The following is a 14,104-nucleotide window of genomic DNA, read 5'->3' as shown; positions in this document are numbered from 1 at the left end:
ATCTGGGCATTTTCCCTGTATGGGTGGGGTGCTGAGGGCTGAGTCGTTGTGGGTGGAGACGTTCACCGGGTTGCGGATGCGGCAGTTCGAGCGGTTGTTGAAGGTAGTGCGGGAGCGGGGCGGAAACGGCCCTGGTGGCGGTCGGCCCTGGTGTCTACCGCTTGCGGACAGGGTGCTGTTGGTGGCCGTGTACTACCGCACGAACCTCACGATGCGGCAGCTCGCGCCGCTGTTCGGCTGTTCCCCGGCAACCGTGTGTCGAGTCATCCAGCGGCTGAGTCCTCTCCTTGCCCTCGAGCTGGCAACGCGTCCCGCCGACGCGGCGGAACGGCTGTGGATTGTGGACGGCACATTGATCCCGGTCCGGGACCGACGCGTCGGTGCTTCCTCCCGCAACTACCGGTTCTCGGCGAACGTGCAGGTCATCATCGACGCGGACACGAGGCTGGTGATCGCCGCCGCTCGTCCCGTTCCGGGCAACAGGGCCGACGCCCGTGTGTGGCGGGAGTCCGGCCTGGCCCAGCACGCCGCGGGCGTGACCGTGCTCGGAGACGGCGCGTACATCAATACCGGCCTCGTCGTCCCGCACCGCAAACGCCCTGGACGGCCACTGCTACCCGGCGAGGAAACCGACAATGCCGAGCACCGGCACGTGAGAACCCGCGTCGAGCACACCTTCGCCCGCATGAAGCACTACAAGATCCTCCGCGACTGCCGGCAACACGGCAACGGCCTCCATCACGCGGTCCAGGCTGTCGCCCATATGCACAACCTGGCCCTGGCTGCCTGACGAAGACCGTCAAACCCAGCCCTGACCTGCTTGATCACAGCCTTCTGCAACACGCTTTAGTACTGCAACGGTGTTTGCCGTGACGGTTGGCCAGGCAGGTCGTTGGTCTGTTCATGGGTGGGGACCTTGCTGATGTCAGGGTGTGGGCCGATGAACTGGACGCTGTGCACGAGCGGTTCGTGCATCGGTTTTCCAGATCGGAGCCGCGGGAGTCGGCGCTTGCCTATATACGGGGACTGATCGCTCCACTGGAGCGGAAGAACGGCTGGACACTGGCCGAACAGGCCGGTCACGCTGCTCCGGACCGTATCCATCGGCTGTTGAACCGGATCGAGTGGGAAGCCGATGAGGTCCTCGACGATGTGCGCGACTACGTCATGGAGAACCTCGGCGACCCCGAGGCGGTTCTCATCGTGGACGACACCGGTTTCCTGAAGAAGGGGACCCTTTCGGCAGGGGTGCAGCGGCAGTACTCGGGAACAGCGGGGCGGACGGAGAACTGCCAGGTCGGCGTCTTCCTCGCCTATGCAGCCGGCGGTGGCCGGACGCTGATCGACCGCCGGTTGTATCTGCCCACCTCCTGGACGGACGACCGCGAACGCTGCCGCAGGGCCGGTATCGATGACGCGGTCGGCTTCGAGACCAAGGTCGTCATGGCCAAGAAGATGGTCCGCCGCGCGATCGCGGACAAGATCCCGTTTAGGTGGGTGACCGCGGATGCCGCCTATGGATTCAGCAAGGGCTGGCGCTATGAGCTGGAACAGGCCGACGTCTTCCACGTCATGGCCACCACCCGCCACGACACGGTGGTCACCCGCTGGGCCCTGGACCACCCCGTCCACGACCTGTTCACCGGCCTGCCACGGCAGAAGTGGAAACGCCGCTCCTGCGGGAACGGTGCTCACGGGATGCGGGTGTTCGACTGGGCTCGTGTCGAAGTCCGTCCCTGGCACCGCGAGGACCGCCGACACTGGGTCGTTGCCCGTCGCAGCGTCAGGCGGCCCGAGGAGATCTCCTACTACATCGCCTACTGCCCGGCCGGCACCACCCTGGACGAGTTGATCCATATCGCCGGCAGCCGATGGGCCGTCGAGGAATGCTTCCAGACCGCGAAGCAGGAGTGCGGCCTGGACGACTACCAGGTCCGCCGCTACCCGGGCTGGCACCGCCACATCACCCTGGCCATGGCAGCACACGCCTGCCTGACCGTCCTGCGGGCCCGTGAACTCGATGCCGGGAAAGCAGAAACGGATCCTCCCAGCTCATCCACCTCAGCCTCGCCGAGATCAGACGCCTGATCACTCGCCTCACCAACCGCCAACCCACACCCGTCGACCACATCCTGCACTGGTCACACTGGCGCCGAAAACGACAACACCAAGCCCGCATCAGTCACTACACACGACGCGGACACAGCCCATAAAACTGCCCACCCATCAACACAAACACCGTTGCAGTATTAGGGCCTGTCTCTTTGGTCAGCGTCCGGTCCAGATGAGGAAGCGGTAGGCGGTGGCATCGGCTCGTGTGGCCAGGCCGCGCCGCTGCTTGAGCCGGTTGCTGCACCGCTCAAGGGTGCGGGACTGCGCTCGGTGTGCGCGCGGAGAGAGGCCAGGTTCGAATGGTTACGCTGGATCGGCGGGCTGGAGGAGGTTGCGATCTGTATGAGTGACGGGCACGGGCCTGGACGGTCTGAGCAGGAGGACTCGCTCGGCGCCGGATGGGAGAGTCATCGGCCCGCGGTCTTCGGTGCGGCGTACCGGCTGCTGGGGAGTGTGGCCGATGCCGAGGACGTGACCCAGGATGTGTGGTTGCGGGCGGCCGGAGCGGATCTGCGGGACATCGGTGACCTGCGGGCTTGGCTGGTGACGGTGGCCGCGCGGCGGTCGTACGACATTCTCAAGAGTGCCCGTGTCCGTCGGGAGAGCTATGTCGGGCCGTGGCTGCCGGAGCCGCTGCTGACGGGTCCGGACGCGTCGCAGCCGGTACTCGTCGATGAGTCCGTCAGCTCGGCGATGCTGCTGATCATGGAAGAGCTGAGCCCGCCGGAGCGGGTGGCTTTCGTCCTGCACGATGTCTTCGGTCTCGAGTTCGGCAAGATCGCCGAAGTACTGGACGTTTCCGTGCCGGGTGCCCGGCAGCTCGCCTCGCGGGCGCGACGGCGGGTGGCCAAGGCGAAGCAGTCCATGCCGCAGGCGTCGAAGGCGGAGCGCGAACGCGTCCTCGCGGTTTTCCGCGCCGCGTACGAGGCCGGGGACCTGGCCGGCCTGGTCAGGCTCCTGCACCCGGACGCCGTCTTCGTCACCGACGGCGGCGGCAAGGCCTTCGCGGCACGCAAGCTCATCCGCGGCGGCGAGCGCGTCGCCGAGGTCATGGCGCGTGTCGGGCGCCAGTGGCACCCGGACCGCATCGACTTCGCCGAGGTCGGCGGCGAGCTCGCCCTGGTGTTCTACCGCGAAGGCCGGGTCCACTCCGTGGACACGGTCCAGATCACGGACGGTCTGATCACCGCGTACCGCAGGGTCATCAACCCCGACAAACTCGTGCGCCTCTGAGCTGTCACACCCGCAGGGGCTACCTCGTCTCCTTGGTGAGAACGCAAAACCGTGCGACGGAGGACGCGGAGGTGAGATCGATCGTGCGCAACGGCACACATCCACCTGCTGCGCCTTCCCCACAACGAGTCGCTGCGAGCCCTGTGAACGGACCGCGCACTCGAGTCGCTCCTCCCGAGCAAGGACCTGCCCCATCATGATCAAAATGCGGATAGCCAGTGGCCTCCTGGCGGTTGCCACGTTGGCCGCGGCCACGGCCTGCAGCAACTCGACCCCAGCCGCCCACGCCCATGCCTCGGCCGCGACCGTCGCATCGAAGCACCCCAGCGATTCCCTCAAACCCCTGCTCCAGCAGGACCTTCCGAACGTGAAGGGCAAGACCTTCACCACGGCGATCGTCGACTTCCCGCCCAACGCCCGCGCGGTACCACACCGGCACGGCCAGGCATTCGCCTACGCATACGTCCTCGAAGGCAGCGTACGCAGCAAGCTCGAAGGCCAGCCCACCACCACCTACCACCAGGGCGAGAACTGGGTCGAGCCGCCGGGCGCCCACCACGTCCAAGCCGAGAACACCAGCACGACCAAGCCGGCCAAGCTTCTCGTCGTCTTCATTGCCAACCCCGGAGACGCACTCAAGACCGACGACCCGAAGTCCTAGTCGGGGATACGCAGCGGGCGGCCCCTCTCTGCGCACTCTGTCTCTCCCAGAACACACTTCGGCCTCCTGGTCGTGCCCGAAGGGCGCGACGCAGGTCACACGAACCAAAGAAGGAACCATGAACGACTCCCACCGCGTCAACATCGCCAAGCAGCACCCGGCCGCCTACAAGTCCCTCACCGCCCTGTCGACAGAGGTGCAGGAGACCGCTGCCGCAGTGGGTCTCGACCCGCTCCTGGTCGAGCTGCTGAAGATCCGCGCCTCCCAGATCAACGGCTGCGCGTTCTGCCTGCGCATGCACACCCGCGATGCCCTCCAGATGGGCGAAAACCCCGACCGGATCGCCGTACTGCCCGGATGGGAAGAGACCAGCTACTTCTCCGAGACCGAACGCGCCGCCCTCCGCCTCACCGAGGCCGTCACACGCGTGTCGGACGGACACGTCAGCGACGAGGACTACAACGCCGCCGCGGCCGTGCTTACCGAAGACCAGATCTCGGCCATCATCTGGCTGGCCATCCTGATGAACGCATTCAACCGCCTCGCGATCACCAGCCGGTACCCCGTCGAGAGCTGACCCCGACAGTGACACCGGCGACGAGAACGCGTCACGGCCTAACGCGTGTCTCTTGGTCGGTAAGTCAGTTGATCGGATGTGTCCGTCCGATTAGTGATCGCTGATGCCATGTGGGACCGGATCGAGCCGTTGATGCCGGCCGATCCGGTCCGGCCGGCGGGCAGTTCGCCCCTACCCTCATGCAGTGCGCCATCGCGCTCCGTCCGGCTTCAGTCGCGGACTCCGAGGCCGGGCAGCAGCTGTGGGAGTTGCTGGGCACCGTGCTGAACGCCGCGCTTGCCGCCCCGCCGCCGGGGCCGGTCGGGCGGCGCTGAGCCGCGCCCCAGCCCGTCACGTCCGAGGCGCCCAGTACACAAGTACATAGGTACACAGCTGAGCGCGTCCACCAGGGAAAACGCGGGGTTTGGTACACAAGTGCACAGCCGGACAGTCGTCCCCCACCAGGAATGTGGGAGACGGAGTGGTCACCCGTATCCACGGCCGGGAAGCGTCACGCAGGCCGACGGTGACGGCTGGCGTGACGCTCGACCTGGCGGCCGTCGTCGAGCACCAGGACGAAGTCCGGCCAGTGCAGAACCCCGGCTGCCGTGAGAACACTGCCTCAGCCGGTCAGGGAGATCCGGTCACCACCAGAGCCCCGTCCTTCACCCTCCGAGTCGAACTGAGTCTCAGTTGCGGAGACGAGTAGAGCAACGCGCCGCCACGGTACAGCTCGTACTGGTACCACTTGGCCCGCTCCAGGTCACGCCGCTGCTGCGGGTCGGCATCCGGCAACGTGAGCTCAAGAACGCCACAGCCGTCGCGCAGGATGCCCTGGGACGTGATGCTCCCGGTGATGGTCACCGAGACGGAGCCGGTAATGAGCCGGACAGCATCACCGCTTATCGGCCGGGGCCCGGGGAACCCGGTCACGCTGTCACCCCCGCAGCGGTCCGCGTCTCATACTGCGCCGTGTCCATCTGCGCCCCTCCTGCCGACTGAATGCCTTGCCCATCCTCGCGGTGCCGCACAGGTCTGCGCTATCCCCTCGCGTGCCACAACGGCGAAGCCGCCGCCCGATCCTTCTCATCAGCACAATCCCCGTCGTACGGCGGTGCTGGACGTCCCGATAGCGTGGCCGCCGGCACGGGATGCCGGGGCTGACGATGGAGGAGACGGACATGGGGTGGGAGCAGGCGTACGGGCAGGCGGGGGAGCTGGCCGCACTGGACCAGCCGGTCGTCGACGACAGCTGGGACTACACCGGTGTGCGCGCCATCATCGCCATCGCGCTGACCGCCCTCGGCGAAGGCGTCGAGGATTCAGCTCCGGTGCCAACCGGACATCTCCTGTGGCATCTGGGCAGGGGCCCCGCCAACGTGCGGAGGCTGGCCGCCATCCTGCTCGGCGAGGAGCTGGCGCAGGCGACGGACATCGACCCGGCGACCGTGGACATGGACAATCCAGTGGTGTCGACGTGGGTGTGGCTGACGCGCACCTGGCCCGCCGACGGCCCGTGGGGTGGGATGAGCCGCGGCATCGCCCGTGGCCAGACGGATCCGGCGATCGACATTTTGACCAGCTGGGCGGCCCAGGCCGCGTCGACGGGGCTGAGAAGGTGCTCTTGAACCGACGGCTTCGCGTCGCGGCGCGGTTGTCCGAGAGCGAAATTCGCCCGGCCCATCCCGCCCATCCGATATCGCGGACAAGCGCTCCGGCGCAGTGGATGCCTCCGGCTGCTGAGGCCCGCTGCACATACCTCGCCGACTGGATCGGCACCAAGCTCCGGTGGGGCCTGACCGCCGACCGCACCGAACAGGACGCCCTGCGCCAACTGGCCGCCGAGTGCCCCGACGTACCGGTCAGCTACGAACCGGCGTAGCGACGGGGTTCTGAGCGCCCCTGCCCGGAAGGCGTTGAAACTTCAGCTGGAATGCACATGAGCCGGTACCGCCAAGCGGTACCGGCTCGTGTTGCAGTCTCACGCACCAATCGTGATCATGCTGTCCCTGGTGTGGTTGGAGCCAATGTCAGGGGCGATGTCAGGGATCGTCGCAGGCGGTTCGTTCGGTGACAACGAAAATCGGGTCAAGGCTGCAGGAACCAGGGACTTGGTTCGCGATTTTCGCCAGCGGATATTCGCTGCTCTCCGGGGAACCCGAGGTCAGTGCAGTGCGGCTCACCGGGGCAGGATTGATGCGCCTGTCCCAGAGGGCATCGACAAATTTTCTGCATTGTGACGCTCGTGCATCAATGGTCACGCGTCCAGGGCGTGTCCTGGCACGATGCTGCGCACTGCGGGTGACACCAACACCCACAGTGCGTAACAGAGTTGGAGCCAATGAAGCGGTGTCCGGCGGCCTGAGGCTGCCGGACACCGGCCCAAGGAGTCGTCGTGCCCTACCGTCGCTTACCTCTCCCCTGTGCCGCCCAGCCTTTCCGCCGAAGGCTGCGTGTGGACGAAGCCGTCGTGATCATCGTGGTTCTGGTGCTGGCGGGCGCCTTGGCCGGCTACGGCATGCCGCCTGCGGAGGTCCTGTCGCTGCTGGCAGGCGCCGGGCTCGTCGCGGTGGCTGTCGTGGGGCTGTGGGCTCTGCCGCCCCGGCGAGTTTTCCACGCTGTGCTTCGCGCGCTGCCTGCAGTCCTGCTCCCCGCCGACTGAGGCAGGCCGTGACTCATCGCGCGAAGACGACACGGGGGCCGGCACGCCGCACCAGCCCCGGCATATCCCCGGCTCGGCCCCCAGGCCGACCGGAAAACCCCATCCCCTTCCCCGACGGGGCCCTCGGACGACTCGCCCAGTGCCTGCGTGAGGGCCGCACCCTGCGAGGACTGACCTACGCAGACCTGGGGCGCCGTACCGGCTACCACCCCACCACCTTGCAAAGGGCAGCAGCAGGCGAGCGGCTGCCGACCCGTCAGGTCGCCATGGCCTACGGCCGCGCCTGCGGACGGAGCGCCACTCTCGTCGGCCGGCTGTGGCAGGAAGCGTGGGCCGAGGCCCGACGACGCTCCCGACGCCGCCCAGGCGCCGCCGAGGCCCCCAAACCGGACCTGGTACGCGACTTCGCGGATCTCGCCGCCGCCATGGTCGCCGAACACGAACGCCACGGAGCCCCTCCCGTCCGGGTTATGGAACTACGGGCGGAGGCCCGAGCCAAGGAATACGGAACACTGTCGCGATCGACTGCACAGCGCCTCCTGAGCCGTCAGAAGACACCAAGCAGCCGAGAGCAGCTGCAGGCATTCCTCTTCGCCTGCGGAGTCCCCTCGTCCGAGTGGCGACCCTGGATGGAAGCGTGGCGACGCGCCCTCCAAAACCTCGACCTCGAACGCAGGACGGAACCGACCGTGACGCAGCTCGAGACGCCCTTCGCGGACGAGTCTGGGCGGGTCTCGTCCCGGCGGGCAATCGCGCTGGCGCGGACCGCAGGGTTCAAGCCCTTGGAGGCGTACCAGGGGTTCGGCACCCCTTGGACTGTCAGGTGCTCCAGCTGTGGATCGGCGCAGCGAGTGCGGCTGTCGGACCTGCTCTACGGGGGAAGCTGCATATCCTGCGGGAAGAGTGGGGAGCGTGTGACGTTTGTCGTAGATGGACCGTCCATCGTCTGCGGCTCCTGCTGAACTACCCGAGCAACCGCAAGCGCGGCTTCTTTCCGGCTCGCATGGAGCGTCATGTATGCGAGAAAGCCCCCGGCGGGATGTATACGCAGATAGGCGCCTGCCCGGTCAAACCGGCAGCTCACCATCACGGCCCGTACTGGCCGTCGTTCGCTCATGCCGTCTTCGCGAGCGCCTGGTGCACCGCCTCGCCAGACCCTACGCCCGCACGTTCGGATCGGACCCGGCGCAGTGCGGCTGCGTGGGCGGCGTCGGGGATGACGGCGACGCTCGGCGCGGGCGTTGGTGCCGCGGTGCTGCGCTGCGGGGGTGGGTAGGGTGAGGTCACCAGTTGCCAAGGGGGACCAATGCCCGAGCCCGCAAATCGTCGCACGCACGCAGCGCTGCAGGCATACAACTGGGCGCGCGTCGCTAGCAACTTGAGGCTCACGCGCAGGGAGTGGGAGGAGGCCAGGGAGCTCAGCAACGCCGGGCCCGGATCCGGAACCGAGTGGCACCGGTGGCTGCTGGACCACCTCGATGCTCAGATCGATCTGCGACAGGCACTTGAGCTTGCCGAGATGTGGACCAAGGTCGCTGCGGTACAGCCTGATGACAGCTGATGGAGACGTTCTTCTCCGACGCAAAGCTGTGGCGGGATGGACCGTATCCGCATTTCCTGGTCCTGCTCAGGGAGCACCCCGCATACCAGGCATACGCCCGCGCTCACCGCGATCTGCTTGAGCAGCACCCGCTCGGCGTCATTCCGGGTGAGTGGCTGCACGCCACGATCCAGGGGATTCACCACCGGGTCTCTGCGGGGCAGTTGGATGAGCTGAAGGCTGCGGCCCGGGACGAGCTGCGTGAAATGGAGCCCTTCTCGGTCCAAATCGGCCCGGTCTGGCCGGGGGTCACCGCTGTCACGGCGGCTGTCTATCCCGAGGACGGCATGACGGAGCTCAACAGACGGGTGCGGCGGGCGGCGGCCCGCATACCCGGGATCGCCATGCGGCCTGCGGAGTCACGGTTCTGGGCTCACAGCACGCTCGCGTATGCCCGCGAAGAATTCGATGACCGCAGGCTCAACCGGGCCCTTCGAGCGCTGCGGCCAGCGCGTGTCGATATCACCATCGACCGAGTGCACCTCGTCAACCTGCACCAGGACCCGGCGGCCGGCTACTACACCTGGGGCGTCCTTGAGGAGTTCCGTCTCGGCGCCTGACGACCCAGGCCCAGACCTGATGACGAAGCAGCCGCCAACACCATAGTGATCACACGCCTCCGGCCCGTCGCCGTCCGCGTGGACGCCCACTCTGAACTTGCCCAGCATCCGTACAGCCTGGTCCTGCTCTACCTCGGCCAGGGCCCGCGGCACCCTCCACAGCAGCCAGCGTTCGAGAGCTTCGTGGAGCCAAGCTCCAGAGACACCGCAGCTAAGAGGCGTCGCTTCGCCGGATACTGTCCGGGCCGTGCTGGCTCAGCGTGCTGACGATGGCCTCCTGGAGCAACCGCGCACGGCACGGCCACTCGTGTCCACACGGGCACACGTACTCTGCCGGTTCCCCCCATACACCGCGGATCGTCAGCCGCTCATCGTTGGAGCACGACGGGCAGGCGACAACCGTCTCGGTCAAGATCGGCCGATACCCATCCAGCTCCAGCAGACCCGGTGATTCCGCATGGAGCTCATTGAGCCGGATGTTGATCTCATCGGGTTCCCACTCCACGATGCGACCGACCGGGACATGCCACACATCCCCCGGCCTAACGGCCTCCGGTCGTTCCAACTCCCCCATATGAAGCCCCCTGATCGTTTCCGCGAGCTGCTCAGCCGCCCCGCCGCTCTGTGTCATACCTTCACCGTAAGGCCCGACCTCAGTGCAGGGAACGCATGGCTTTGGCCTGCACGGCAGCGCCGGCATCGAGCAGACGACCACCGTCTGAGACTGTGCCCCTCCCCCCGGCATCACGGTTTCGGGAGCTGGCTGATCATCCCGCTGACATGGCATCAGCCCCGTGGCAGGGTCGACAGTGATCGGAAACGGCAGACGGAGGGGGCTTCCGTGGAAGCACGGATGTGGGACGCACTGGTCGACGTGGTGAAGAACGCGTACACCGCCGGGCTGGGCGAGGGCACGGCGCCGCGCCCGGTCATCATGCCGCTGGTGCGCGGCGAGCTGGTCGGCCTGATCTGGGTCCGTCCGCTCAAGGTCGGCGAGGACGCGCTCACCGGCATCGCGGAGCTCGCGAACATCGCCGCAGCGGCCGACGCGGACGAGGTTGTCCTCGCCTGGGAGACCCACGACGTCGCCACCGCCTGCCAGCTGCCCATCGTCGGCCTGGCTTTGTTCACGAGAACGGGTTCTGGCTCAACAACTGTGGAGCCGCCACTCTGAGTGACGGGTGACGGTCGCCGTGGTCTCCCTCCCGCCTCCCAGAAGTTGCCCGAAAATGATCAGCCCCGAGCCTGGTGGGGCTGACAGTTCCGGCTCGTGGAAGATGTGGTGCTCCGGCTGGAGGAGCTGCTGTTCCCGTCGATCGCGGATGTCGCGGTGCTGTCGGTAGACGTGAACAACGAGACGGTACGTATCGAAGCCTGCTGCACAGCTGTCGGGGCCGTATGCCCGGGTTGCGGCGACCGGTCGAGCCGGGTGCATGGGTCCTACCTGCGGTTTCCCGCCGATTCACCCAGCGCGGGAAGACGCGTGGTGCTGTGTCTCGAGGTCCGCCGATTCATGTGCGGGAACCCGTCGTGTGATCGGCGGACCTTCGTCGAGCAGGTGTCGGGGCTGACCCGGCGGTTCGGCCGGTGGACCGAGGGGTTGCGGTCAACGTTGGCCGCTGTCGGCCTCGCGCTCGCAGGCCGGGCCGGCGCCCGCATGGCTGGCGTCTTCGGGGTCTCTGTCAGCCGCAGCACGGTACTTCGGATGGTCTCGGCCCTTCCCGAACCGGAATCACCGGCCCCGCGGGTGGTCGGCGTCGACGAGTATGCGACGCGCAAGGGCCGGGTCTACGGAACCGTGCTGGTCGATGTTGAGACACGGCGACCGGTGGACCTGCTGCCTGACCGTGAGGCTTCGAGCCTGGCCGCGTGGCTGGCCGAGCGGCCGGGGATCGAGGTCGTATGCCGCGACCGCGCGCCGTTCTTCGCGGAAGGCGCCGCCACCGGAGCACCTCAAGCGATCCAAGTCGCAGACAGGTGGCATTTATGGCACAACCTGGGCGAAGCCACCGAGCGGAGCGTCGCCCAGCACCGCGGGTGCCTGCGAGTCCTGGTGCCTGAACCAGCTCCCCGGACCTCCCCCGAACCCACACCACCCGAGGAGGCTTCCAGCTCGCCGTGGCCAACCGGTCACCGGTTCGCCGACCGGATCCGAACCAGACACGCCACCGTTCACGCGCTGCTGGAAGCCGGCCACAGCCGCCGATCCATCGGCCGCCAACTGCACATGACGCACCGCACGGTCAAAAGCCTCGCCGATGCCCCCAAGCCGGAAGACCTCTTCCGCGGGCAGTGGCAGAACAACCGAACCTCCGTCCTCGACGAGTACAAGCCCTACCTGGACGACCGCTGGAACGCGGGCTGCACCAACGCCTGGAAGCTATGGGAAGAGATCGTGCCGCTCGGCTACAAGGGCACCTACGGGATCGTCAGCGCCTACATCAGGAAAAAGCGCACGTCACCGCAACCGGTGACGGCAAAGCCACCGTCACCCCGAACGGTCTCCAAGTGGATCCTCAGCCGCCCCGAAACCCTCACCGAAATCGAGCAGTTACGGCTCAAGACGGTCCTTGCTCAATGCCCCGAACTGGAGGCCCTCACCGGACACGTCCGATCCTTCGCGACCATGCTCACCGAGCGCCAAGGCGAACGGCTCCCGCAGTGGCTCGACGCCGTCCGGCAAGACGACCTTCCCAGTCTCCACACCCTCGCCGCAGGCATCGACCGCGACCGTCAAGCCGTCATCGCCGGCCTCACGCTTCCCTGGAACTCGGGCGTCGTCGAAGGCCACGTCAACCGGATCAAGATGCTCAAGCGCCAAATGTTCGGCCGAGCCGGATTCCAACTCCTCCGGAAACGAGTCCTCCTGTCGTGACGGACAGTGCCGGCTCCACAGTTGTTGAGCCAGAACCCGAGAACGAACAGCAGATGTTCACGACTTCGGGAGGCGGTCCAGCGTGCCCAGAAAATCGAACGCTGAGCCACGGACGGCTCTTACGAGGGGGAATTTAGGAGCATCGGCGTCAGATCTTGCGCCTGTACCGGTCTCGGGAATCAACGAAACCGTGGCTACCGGTGAGAACGATCACGGAGCCGGAGCCCGCCCCGCTCGCGGGCCCGGACGGCGCCGAGCTGTCGTGCTGACCAGCCCGGTCGTCGCCAGGGGTGAACGAACCGCGACCGCGGCGACGACGGGCGTGAACACCACTGCGCGGTCGTTCCAACGGGTCGGTGTTTGGGGCGCTTTAGGTCCCGTACAGGGCCGCGTACTCGCTCTGTGAAGCGAGCTCGCCCCCAGGGGTCACCTTGTCGACCAGGTCGGGCAGTTCCTGCGCGAGCTGGTCGGCGTAGTCGCGTGCGGCCAGTCCGGCGGCGTCGGCGGCCTCGGCGAGGAGTCCCTCCGGAGCGGCGGCGATCAGCTCGCCTCCGGTGACGGTCGCGTTGGGGGTCTCCGGGCTGATCCAGGTGCCGACCTGGTCGGCGAGCCCTCCGTCGGCGAGCAGGAGGAGGAACGCCCCCAGCTCTTCGCGGTCCAGCCCTGACGTGTTGACGGCACTCACTTGGAGCCCTCCTTCGCCTTGGCCGTGGCCTTTTCGCCCAGCGCGCCAAGCTGCTCGCCGATCTTCTGCTGGGCTGTGTCCACCTGGCTCTGGTACTTGTTCTGGGTCCTGGCGTCGAAGGCGTCTCCCGACTTTTCAACGCCCTGCCTGGCCTGATCTGGGTGGTTCTTGATCAGGCCCTTCAACTTGTCCAGCATCGACATCGGCATCACTTCCTCTTCCAGATCGGATCACGGGGCTTCCCTGAGACGGCCGGCGACGAGGGAGCCAGCAGTGATCGTCACACCTTCCCTGCCCGGCTTAGCTGGGCTCAGGGAGAATTCACCCGTTAGGTGATGCGCCATCAATCAGCGGCGAGTCCTTGTCCGATCGGGGATGTGACACCGCTCGCCGGCCAGCAGGGCCTATGGCTGAATAACTGTCAGAGTTGATCTGTCGGGGGGGCGTGGTGTAGTGGTATCCGGGCTCGGAGTTGCGCGAGTGTGCGGGCCGGTTTTCCGGGCAGCGGAGTGACGACGAGGCGGTGGAGGTCCAGGAGCCGGTGGCCGTCCTGGAACTGGTTGGACAGGTTGGTGCGGCCGACATTCAGCAGTTGAGCCAGGAGTGTCAGGACGGCGGCCTCCTCGCGGCAGCGGTCGTCCCTCGCGAGCCCAGACAGAGCCGATCGGCGCCCCGTCGGGCCGGGCGTAGTCGAAGCGGGCCTGCTCCCTGCGGCCTTCCAGCCAGCTGGCGGCCGCGGACTTCACGTACAGGTGGTCGGCGCTGGCCACGCCACGGGAACGGCGTCCGCACACGTGGGGCTGGTCGGCCGGGCCCGGGTTGTGCGCGAAGTGGCAGACGCGATCCGTGTAGAGCTTGGTCGTCAGCTGGCCACCGCAGCCGCCGAGCAACAGCCCGCACCAAAACGAGTCCTCCTCGTATCGACGGCGGAAGGCATCCAGCTCAATAGCCTCCAGCGGGGGCACCAGCGGCTGGTCGGAGTCGGCGTTGCTCAGGACTGCTGTTTGAATCCGCCGCCTGTCTAACCGCAAGAGCCCCCACCTCCGTCGCCTCATCCCATCCTGCCAGCAGAGACATTCGCCGAGCAGGCAGACGGACAGATAGCGGCAGGTATTCGTAGGCGAAAGCGGCGTGGGGGGACGCGTTGCTCAGGGCAACCG

General features: G+C 67.0%; 18 protein-coding genes. 14 read left to right on the top strand and 4 right to left on the bottom strand.

Annotated features, from left to right (window positions below; genetic code table 11):
- The first annotated feature begins 19 nt into the window (after positions 1-19).
- The 6 genes from SNA_RS12435 (at position 20) to SNA_RS44700 (ending at position 4,897) form a co-directional block, all read left to right on the top strand.
- Complete coding sequence (locus SNA_RS12435) at positions 20-790, top strand: transposase family protein (protein WP_078969869.1); 771 nt, start codon at positions 20-22, stop codon at positions 788-790.
- A 113-nt stretch (positions 791-903) separates the two neighbouring features.
- Positions 904-2,088, top strand: a complete 1,185-nt coding sequence (locus SNA_RS12430) for an IS701 family transposase (protein ID WP_037791821.1) — start codon at positions 904-906, stop codon at positions 2,086-2,088.
- Positions 2,089-2,454: 366 nt separating this feature from the next.
- Positions 2,455-3,345: an RNA polymerase sigma factor SigJ gene (sigJ, locus tag SNA_RS12425; protein ID WP_030068248.1), complete on the top strand. Its 891-nt coding sequence runs from the start codon at positions 2,455-2,457 to the stop codon at positions 3,343-3,345.
- A 205-nt stretch (positions 3,346-3,550) separates the two neighbouring features.
- On the top strand, positions 3,551-4,006 hold the full coding sequence (locus tag SNA_RS12420) for a cupin domain-containing protein (RefSeq protein WP_241779622.1): 456 nt from the start codon (positions 3,551-3,553) through the stop codon (positions 4,004-4,006).
- A 118-nt stretch (positions 4,007-4,124) separates the two neighbouring features.
- Positions 4,125-4,583, top strand: coding sequence for a carboxymuconolactone decarboxylase family protein (locus tag SNA_RS12415; protein ID WP_030068250.1), 459 nt, complete (start codon positions 4,125-4,127; stop codon positions 4,581-4,583).
- Positions 4,584-4,762: 179 nt separating this feature from the next.
- On the top strand, positions 4,763-4,897 hold the full coding sequence (locus SNA_RS44700; RefSeq protein ID WP_275042003.1) for a hypothetical protein: 135 nt from the start codon (positions 4,763-4,765) through the stop codon (positions 4,895-4,897).
- A 295-nt stretch (positions 4,898-5,192) separates the two neighbouring features.
- Here SNA_RS44700 and SNA_RS12410 read toward each other — a convergent pair whose 3' ends face one another.
- Positions 5,193-5,495, bottom strand: a complete 303-nt coding sequence (locus SNA_RS12410) for a hypothetical protein (protein ID WP_030068251.1) — start codon at positions 5,493-5,495, stop codon at positions 5,193-5,195.
- Positions 5,496-5,743: 248 nt separating this feature from the next.
- Here SNA_RS12410 and SNA_RS12405 point away from each other — a divergent pair, with 248 nt between their 5' ends.
- The 6 genes from SNA_RS12405 to SNA_RS12380 all read left to right on the top strand — a co-directional run bounded on the left by SNA_RS12405 (position 5,744) and on the right by SNA_RS12380 (position 9,384).
- On the top strand, positions 5,744-6,190 hold the full coding sequence (locus SNA_RS12405) for a hypothetical protein (RefSeq protein ID WP_157879894.1): 447 nt from the start codon (positions 5,744-5,746) through the stop codon (positions 6,188-6,190).
- Between the two features lie 98 nt (positions 6,191-6,288).
- Positions 6,289-6,444, top strand: coding sequence for a hypothetical protein (locus SNA_RS42210; protein WP_157879893.1), 156 nt, complete (start codon positions 6,289-6,291; stop codon positions 6,442-6,444).
- A gap of 573 nt (positions 6,445-7,017) precedes the next feature.
- Positions 7,018-7,224, top strand: a complete 207-nt coding sequence (locus tag SNA_RS12395; RefSeq protein ID WP_241779621.1) for a hypothetical protein — start codon at positions 7,018-7,020, stop codon at positions 7,222-7,224.
- Entirely contained in the window at positions 7,149-8,186 is a 1,038-nt protein-coding gene (locus SNA_RS45135; protein WP_107070871.1) for a helix-turn-helix domain-containing protein, read from the top strand. Before SNA_RS12395 ends, SNA_RS45135 begins: the two co-directional genes overlap by 76 nt.
- 344 nt (positions 8,187-8,530) lie before the next feature.
- A complete protein-coding gene (locus SNA_RS12385) occupies positions 8,531-8,785 on the top strand; it encodes a hypothetical protein (protein WP_030068255.1) in 255 nt (84 codons plus the stop codon).
- The gene (locus tag SNA_RS12380) at positions 8,785-9,384 is read left to right on the top strand and encodes a 2'-5' RNA ligase family protein (protein ID WP_030068256.1); all 600 of its coding nucleotides are present in this window, start codon (positions 8,785-8,787) and stop codon (positions 9,382-9,384) included. The genes SNA_RS12385 and SNA_RS12380 overlap by 1 nt, the downstream gene beginning before the upstream one ends.
- A gap of 211 nt (positions 9,385-9,595) precedes the next feature.
- Here SNA_RS12380 and SNA_RS12375 read toward each other — a convergent pair whose 3' ends face one another.
- Positions 9,596-10,015: a hypothetical protein gene (locus SNA_RS12375; protein ID WP_030068257.1), complete on the bottom strand. Its 420-nt coding sequence runs from the start codon at positions 10,013-10,015 to the stop codon at positions 9,596-9,598.
- Between the two features lie 210 nt (positions 10,016-10,225).
- Between SNA_RS12375 and SNA_RS12370 the strand changes: the two genes are divergently transcribed.
- Together SNA_RS12370 and SNA_RS12365 are read left to right on the top strand one after the other, a co-directional pair.
- On the top strand, positions 10,226-10,558 hold the full coding sequence (locus tag SNA_RS12370; RefSeq protein WP_241779620.1) for a hypothetical protein: 333 nt from the start codon (positions 10,226-10,228) through the stop codon (positions 10,556-10,558).
- 96 nt (positions 10,559-10,654) lie between these two features.
- Positions 10,655-12,259 carry an ISL3 family transposase gene (locus SNA_RS12365; protein ID WP_030068259.1) on the top strand — a complete coding sequence of 535 codons (1,605 nt, stop codon included), beginning with the start codon at positions 10,655-10,657 and terminating at the stop codon, positions 12,257-12,259.
- 370 nt (positions 12,260-12,629) lie between these two features.
- On the opposite strand, the gene SNA_RS12360 is transcribed toward SNA_RS12365, so the two are convergent.
- Positions 12,630-12,944: a YidB family protein gene (locus SNA_RS12360; RefSeq protein ID WP_051877411.1), complete on the bottom strand. Its 315-nt coding sequence runs from the start codon at positions 12,942-12,944 to the stop codon at positions 12,630-12,632.
- Complete coding sequence (locus tag SNA_RS12355; RefSeq protein ID WP_030068261.1) at positions 12,941-13,147, bottom strand: antitoxin; 207 nt, start codon at positions 13,145-13,147, stop codon at positions 12,941-12,943. Before SNA_RS12355 ends, SNA_RS12360 begins: the two co-directional genes overlap by 4 nt.
- Positions 13,148-14,104: the final 957 nt, after the last annotated feature.

This window comes from Streptomyces natalensis ATCC 27448 (assembly GCF_000935125.1).
In the GTDB taxonomy this organism is placed as follows: Bacteria; Actinomycetota; Actinomycetes; order Streptomycetales; family Streptomycetaceae; genus Streptomyces; species Streptomyces natalensis.
This window is presented reverse-complemented; position numbering and strand designations above follow the sequence as displayed.

What these genes read in the sequence shown, in the direction of transcription:
- SNA_RS12375 (WP_030068257.1), bottom strand. Translation starts at nt 10,015, where the DNA reads ATGACACAGAGCGGCGGGGCGGCTGAGCAGCTCGCGGAAACGATCAGG.
- SNA_RS12355 (WP_030068261.1), bottom strand. Translation starts at nt 13,147, where the DNA reads ATGTCGATGCTGGACAAGTTGAAGGGCCTGATCAAGAACCACCCAGAT.
- SNA_RS12435 (WP_078969869.1), top strand. Translation starts at nt 20, where the DNA reads ATGGGTGGGGTGCTGAGGGCTGAGTCGTTGTGGGTGGAGACGTTCACC.
- SNA_RS44700 (WP_275042003.1), top strand. Translation starts at nt 4,763, where the DNA reads ATGCAGTGCGCCATCGCGCTCCGTCCGGCTTCAGTCGCGGACTCCGAG.
- SNA_RS12380 (WP_030068256.1), top strand. Translation starts at nt 8,785, where the DNA reads ATGGAGACGTTCTTCTCCGACGCAAAGCTGTGGCGGGATGGACCGTAT.
- SNA_RS12415 (WP_030068250.1), top strand. Translation starts at nt 4,125, where the DNA reads ATGAACGACTCCCACCGCGTCAACATCGCCAAGCAGCACCCGGCCGCC.
- SNA_RS12420 (WP_241779622.1), top strand. Translation starts at nt 3,551, where the DNA reads ATGCGGATAGCCAGTGGCCTCCTGGCGGTTGCCACGTTGGCCGCGGCC.
- SNA_RS12385 (WP_030068255.1), top strand. Translation starts at nt 8,531, where the DNA reads ATGCCCGAGCCCGCAAATCGTCGCACGCACGCAGCGCTGCAGGCATAC.
- SNA_RS42210 (WP_157879893.1), top strand. Translation starts at nt 6,289, where the DNA reads ATGCCTCCGGCTGCTGAGGCCCGCTGCACATACCTCGCCGACTGGATC.
- sigJ (WP_030068248.1), top strand. Translation starts at nt 2,455, where the DNA reads ATGAGTGACGGGCACGGGCCTGGACGGTCTGAGCAGGAGGACTCGCTC.
- SNA_RS12430 (WP_037791821.1), top strand. Translation starts at nt 904, where the DNA reads ATGGGTGGGGACCTTGCTGATGTCAGGGTGTGGGCCGATGAACTGGAC.
- SNA_RS12405 (WP_157879894.1), top strand. Translation starts at nt 5,744, where the DNA reads ATGGGGTGGGAGCAGGCGTACGGGCAGGCGGGGGAGCTGGCCGCACTG.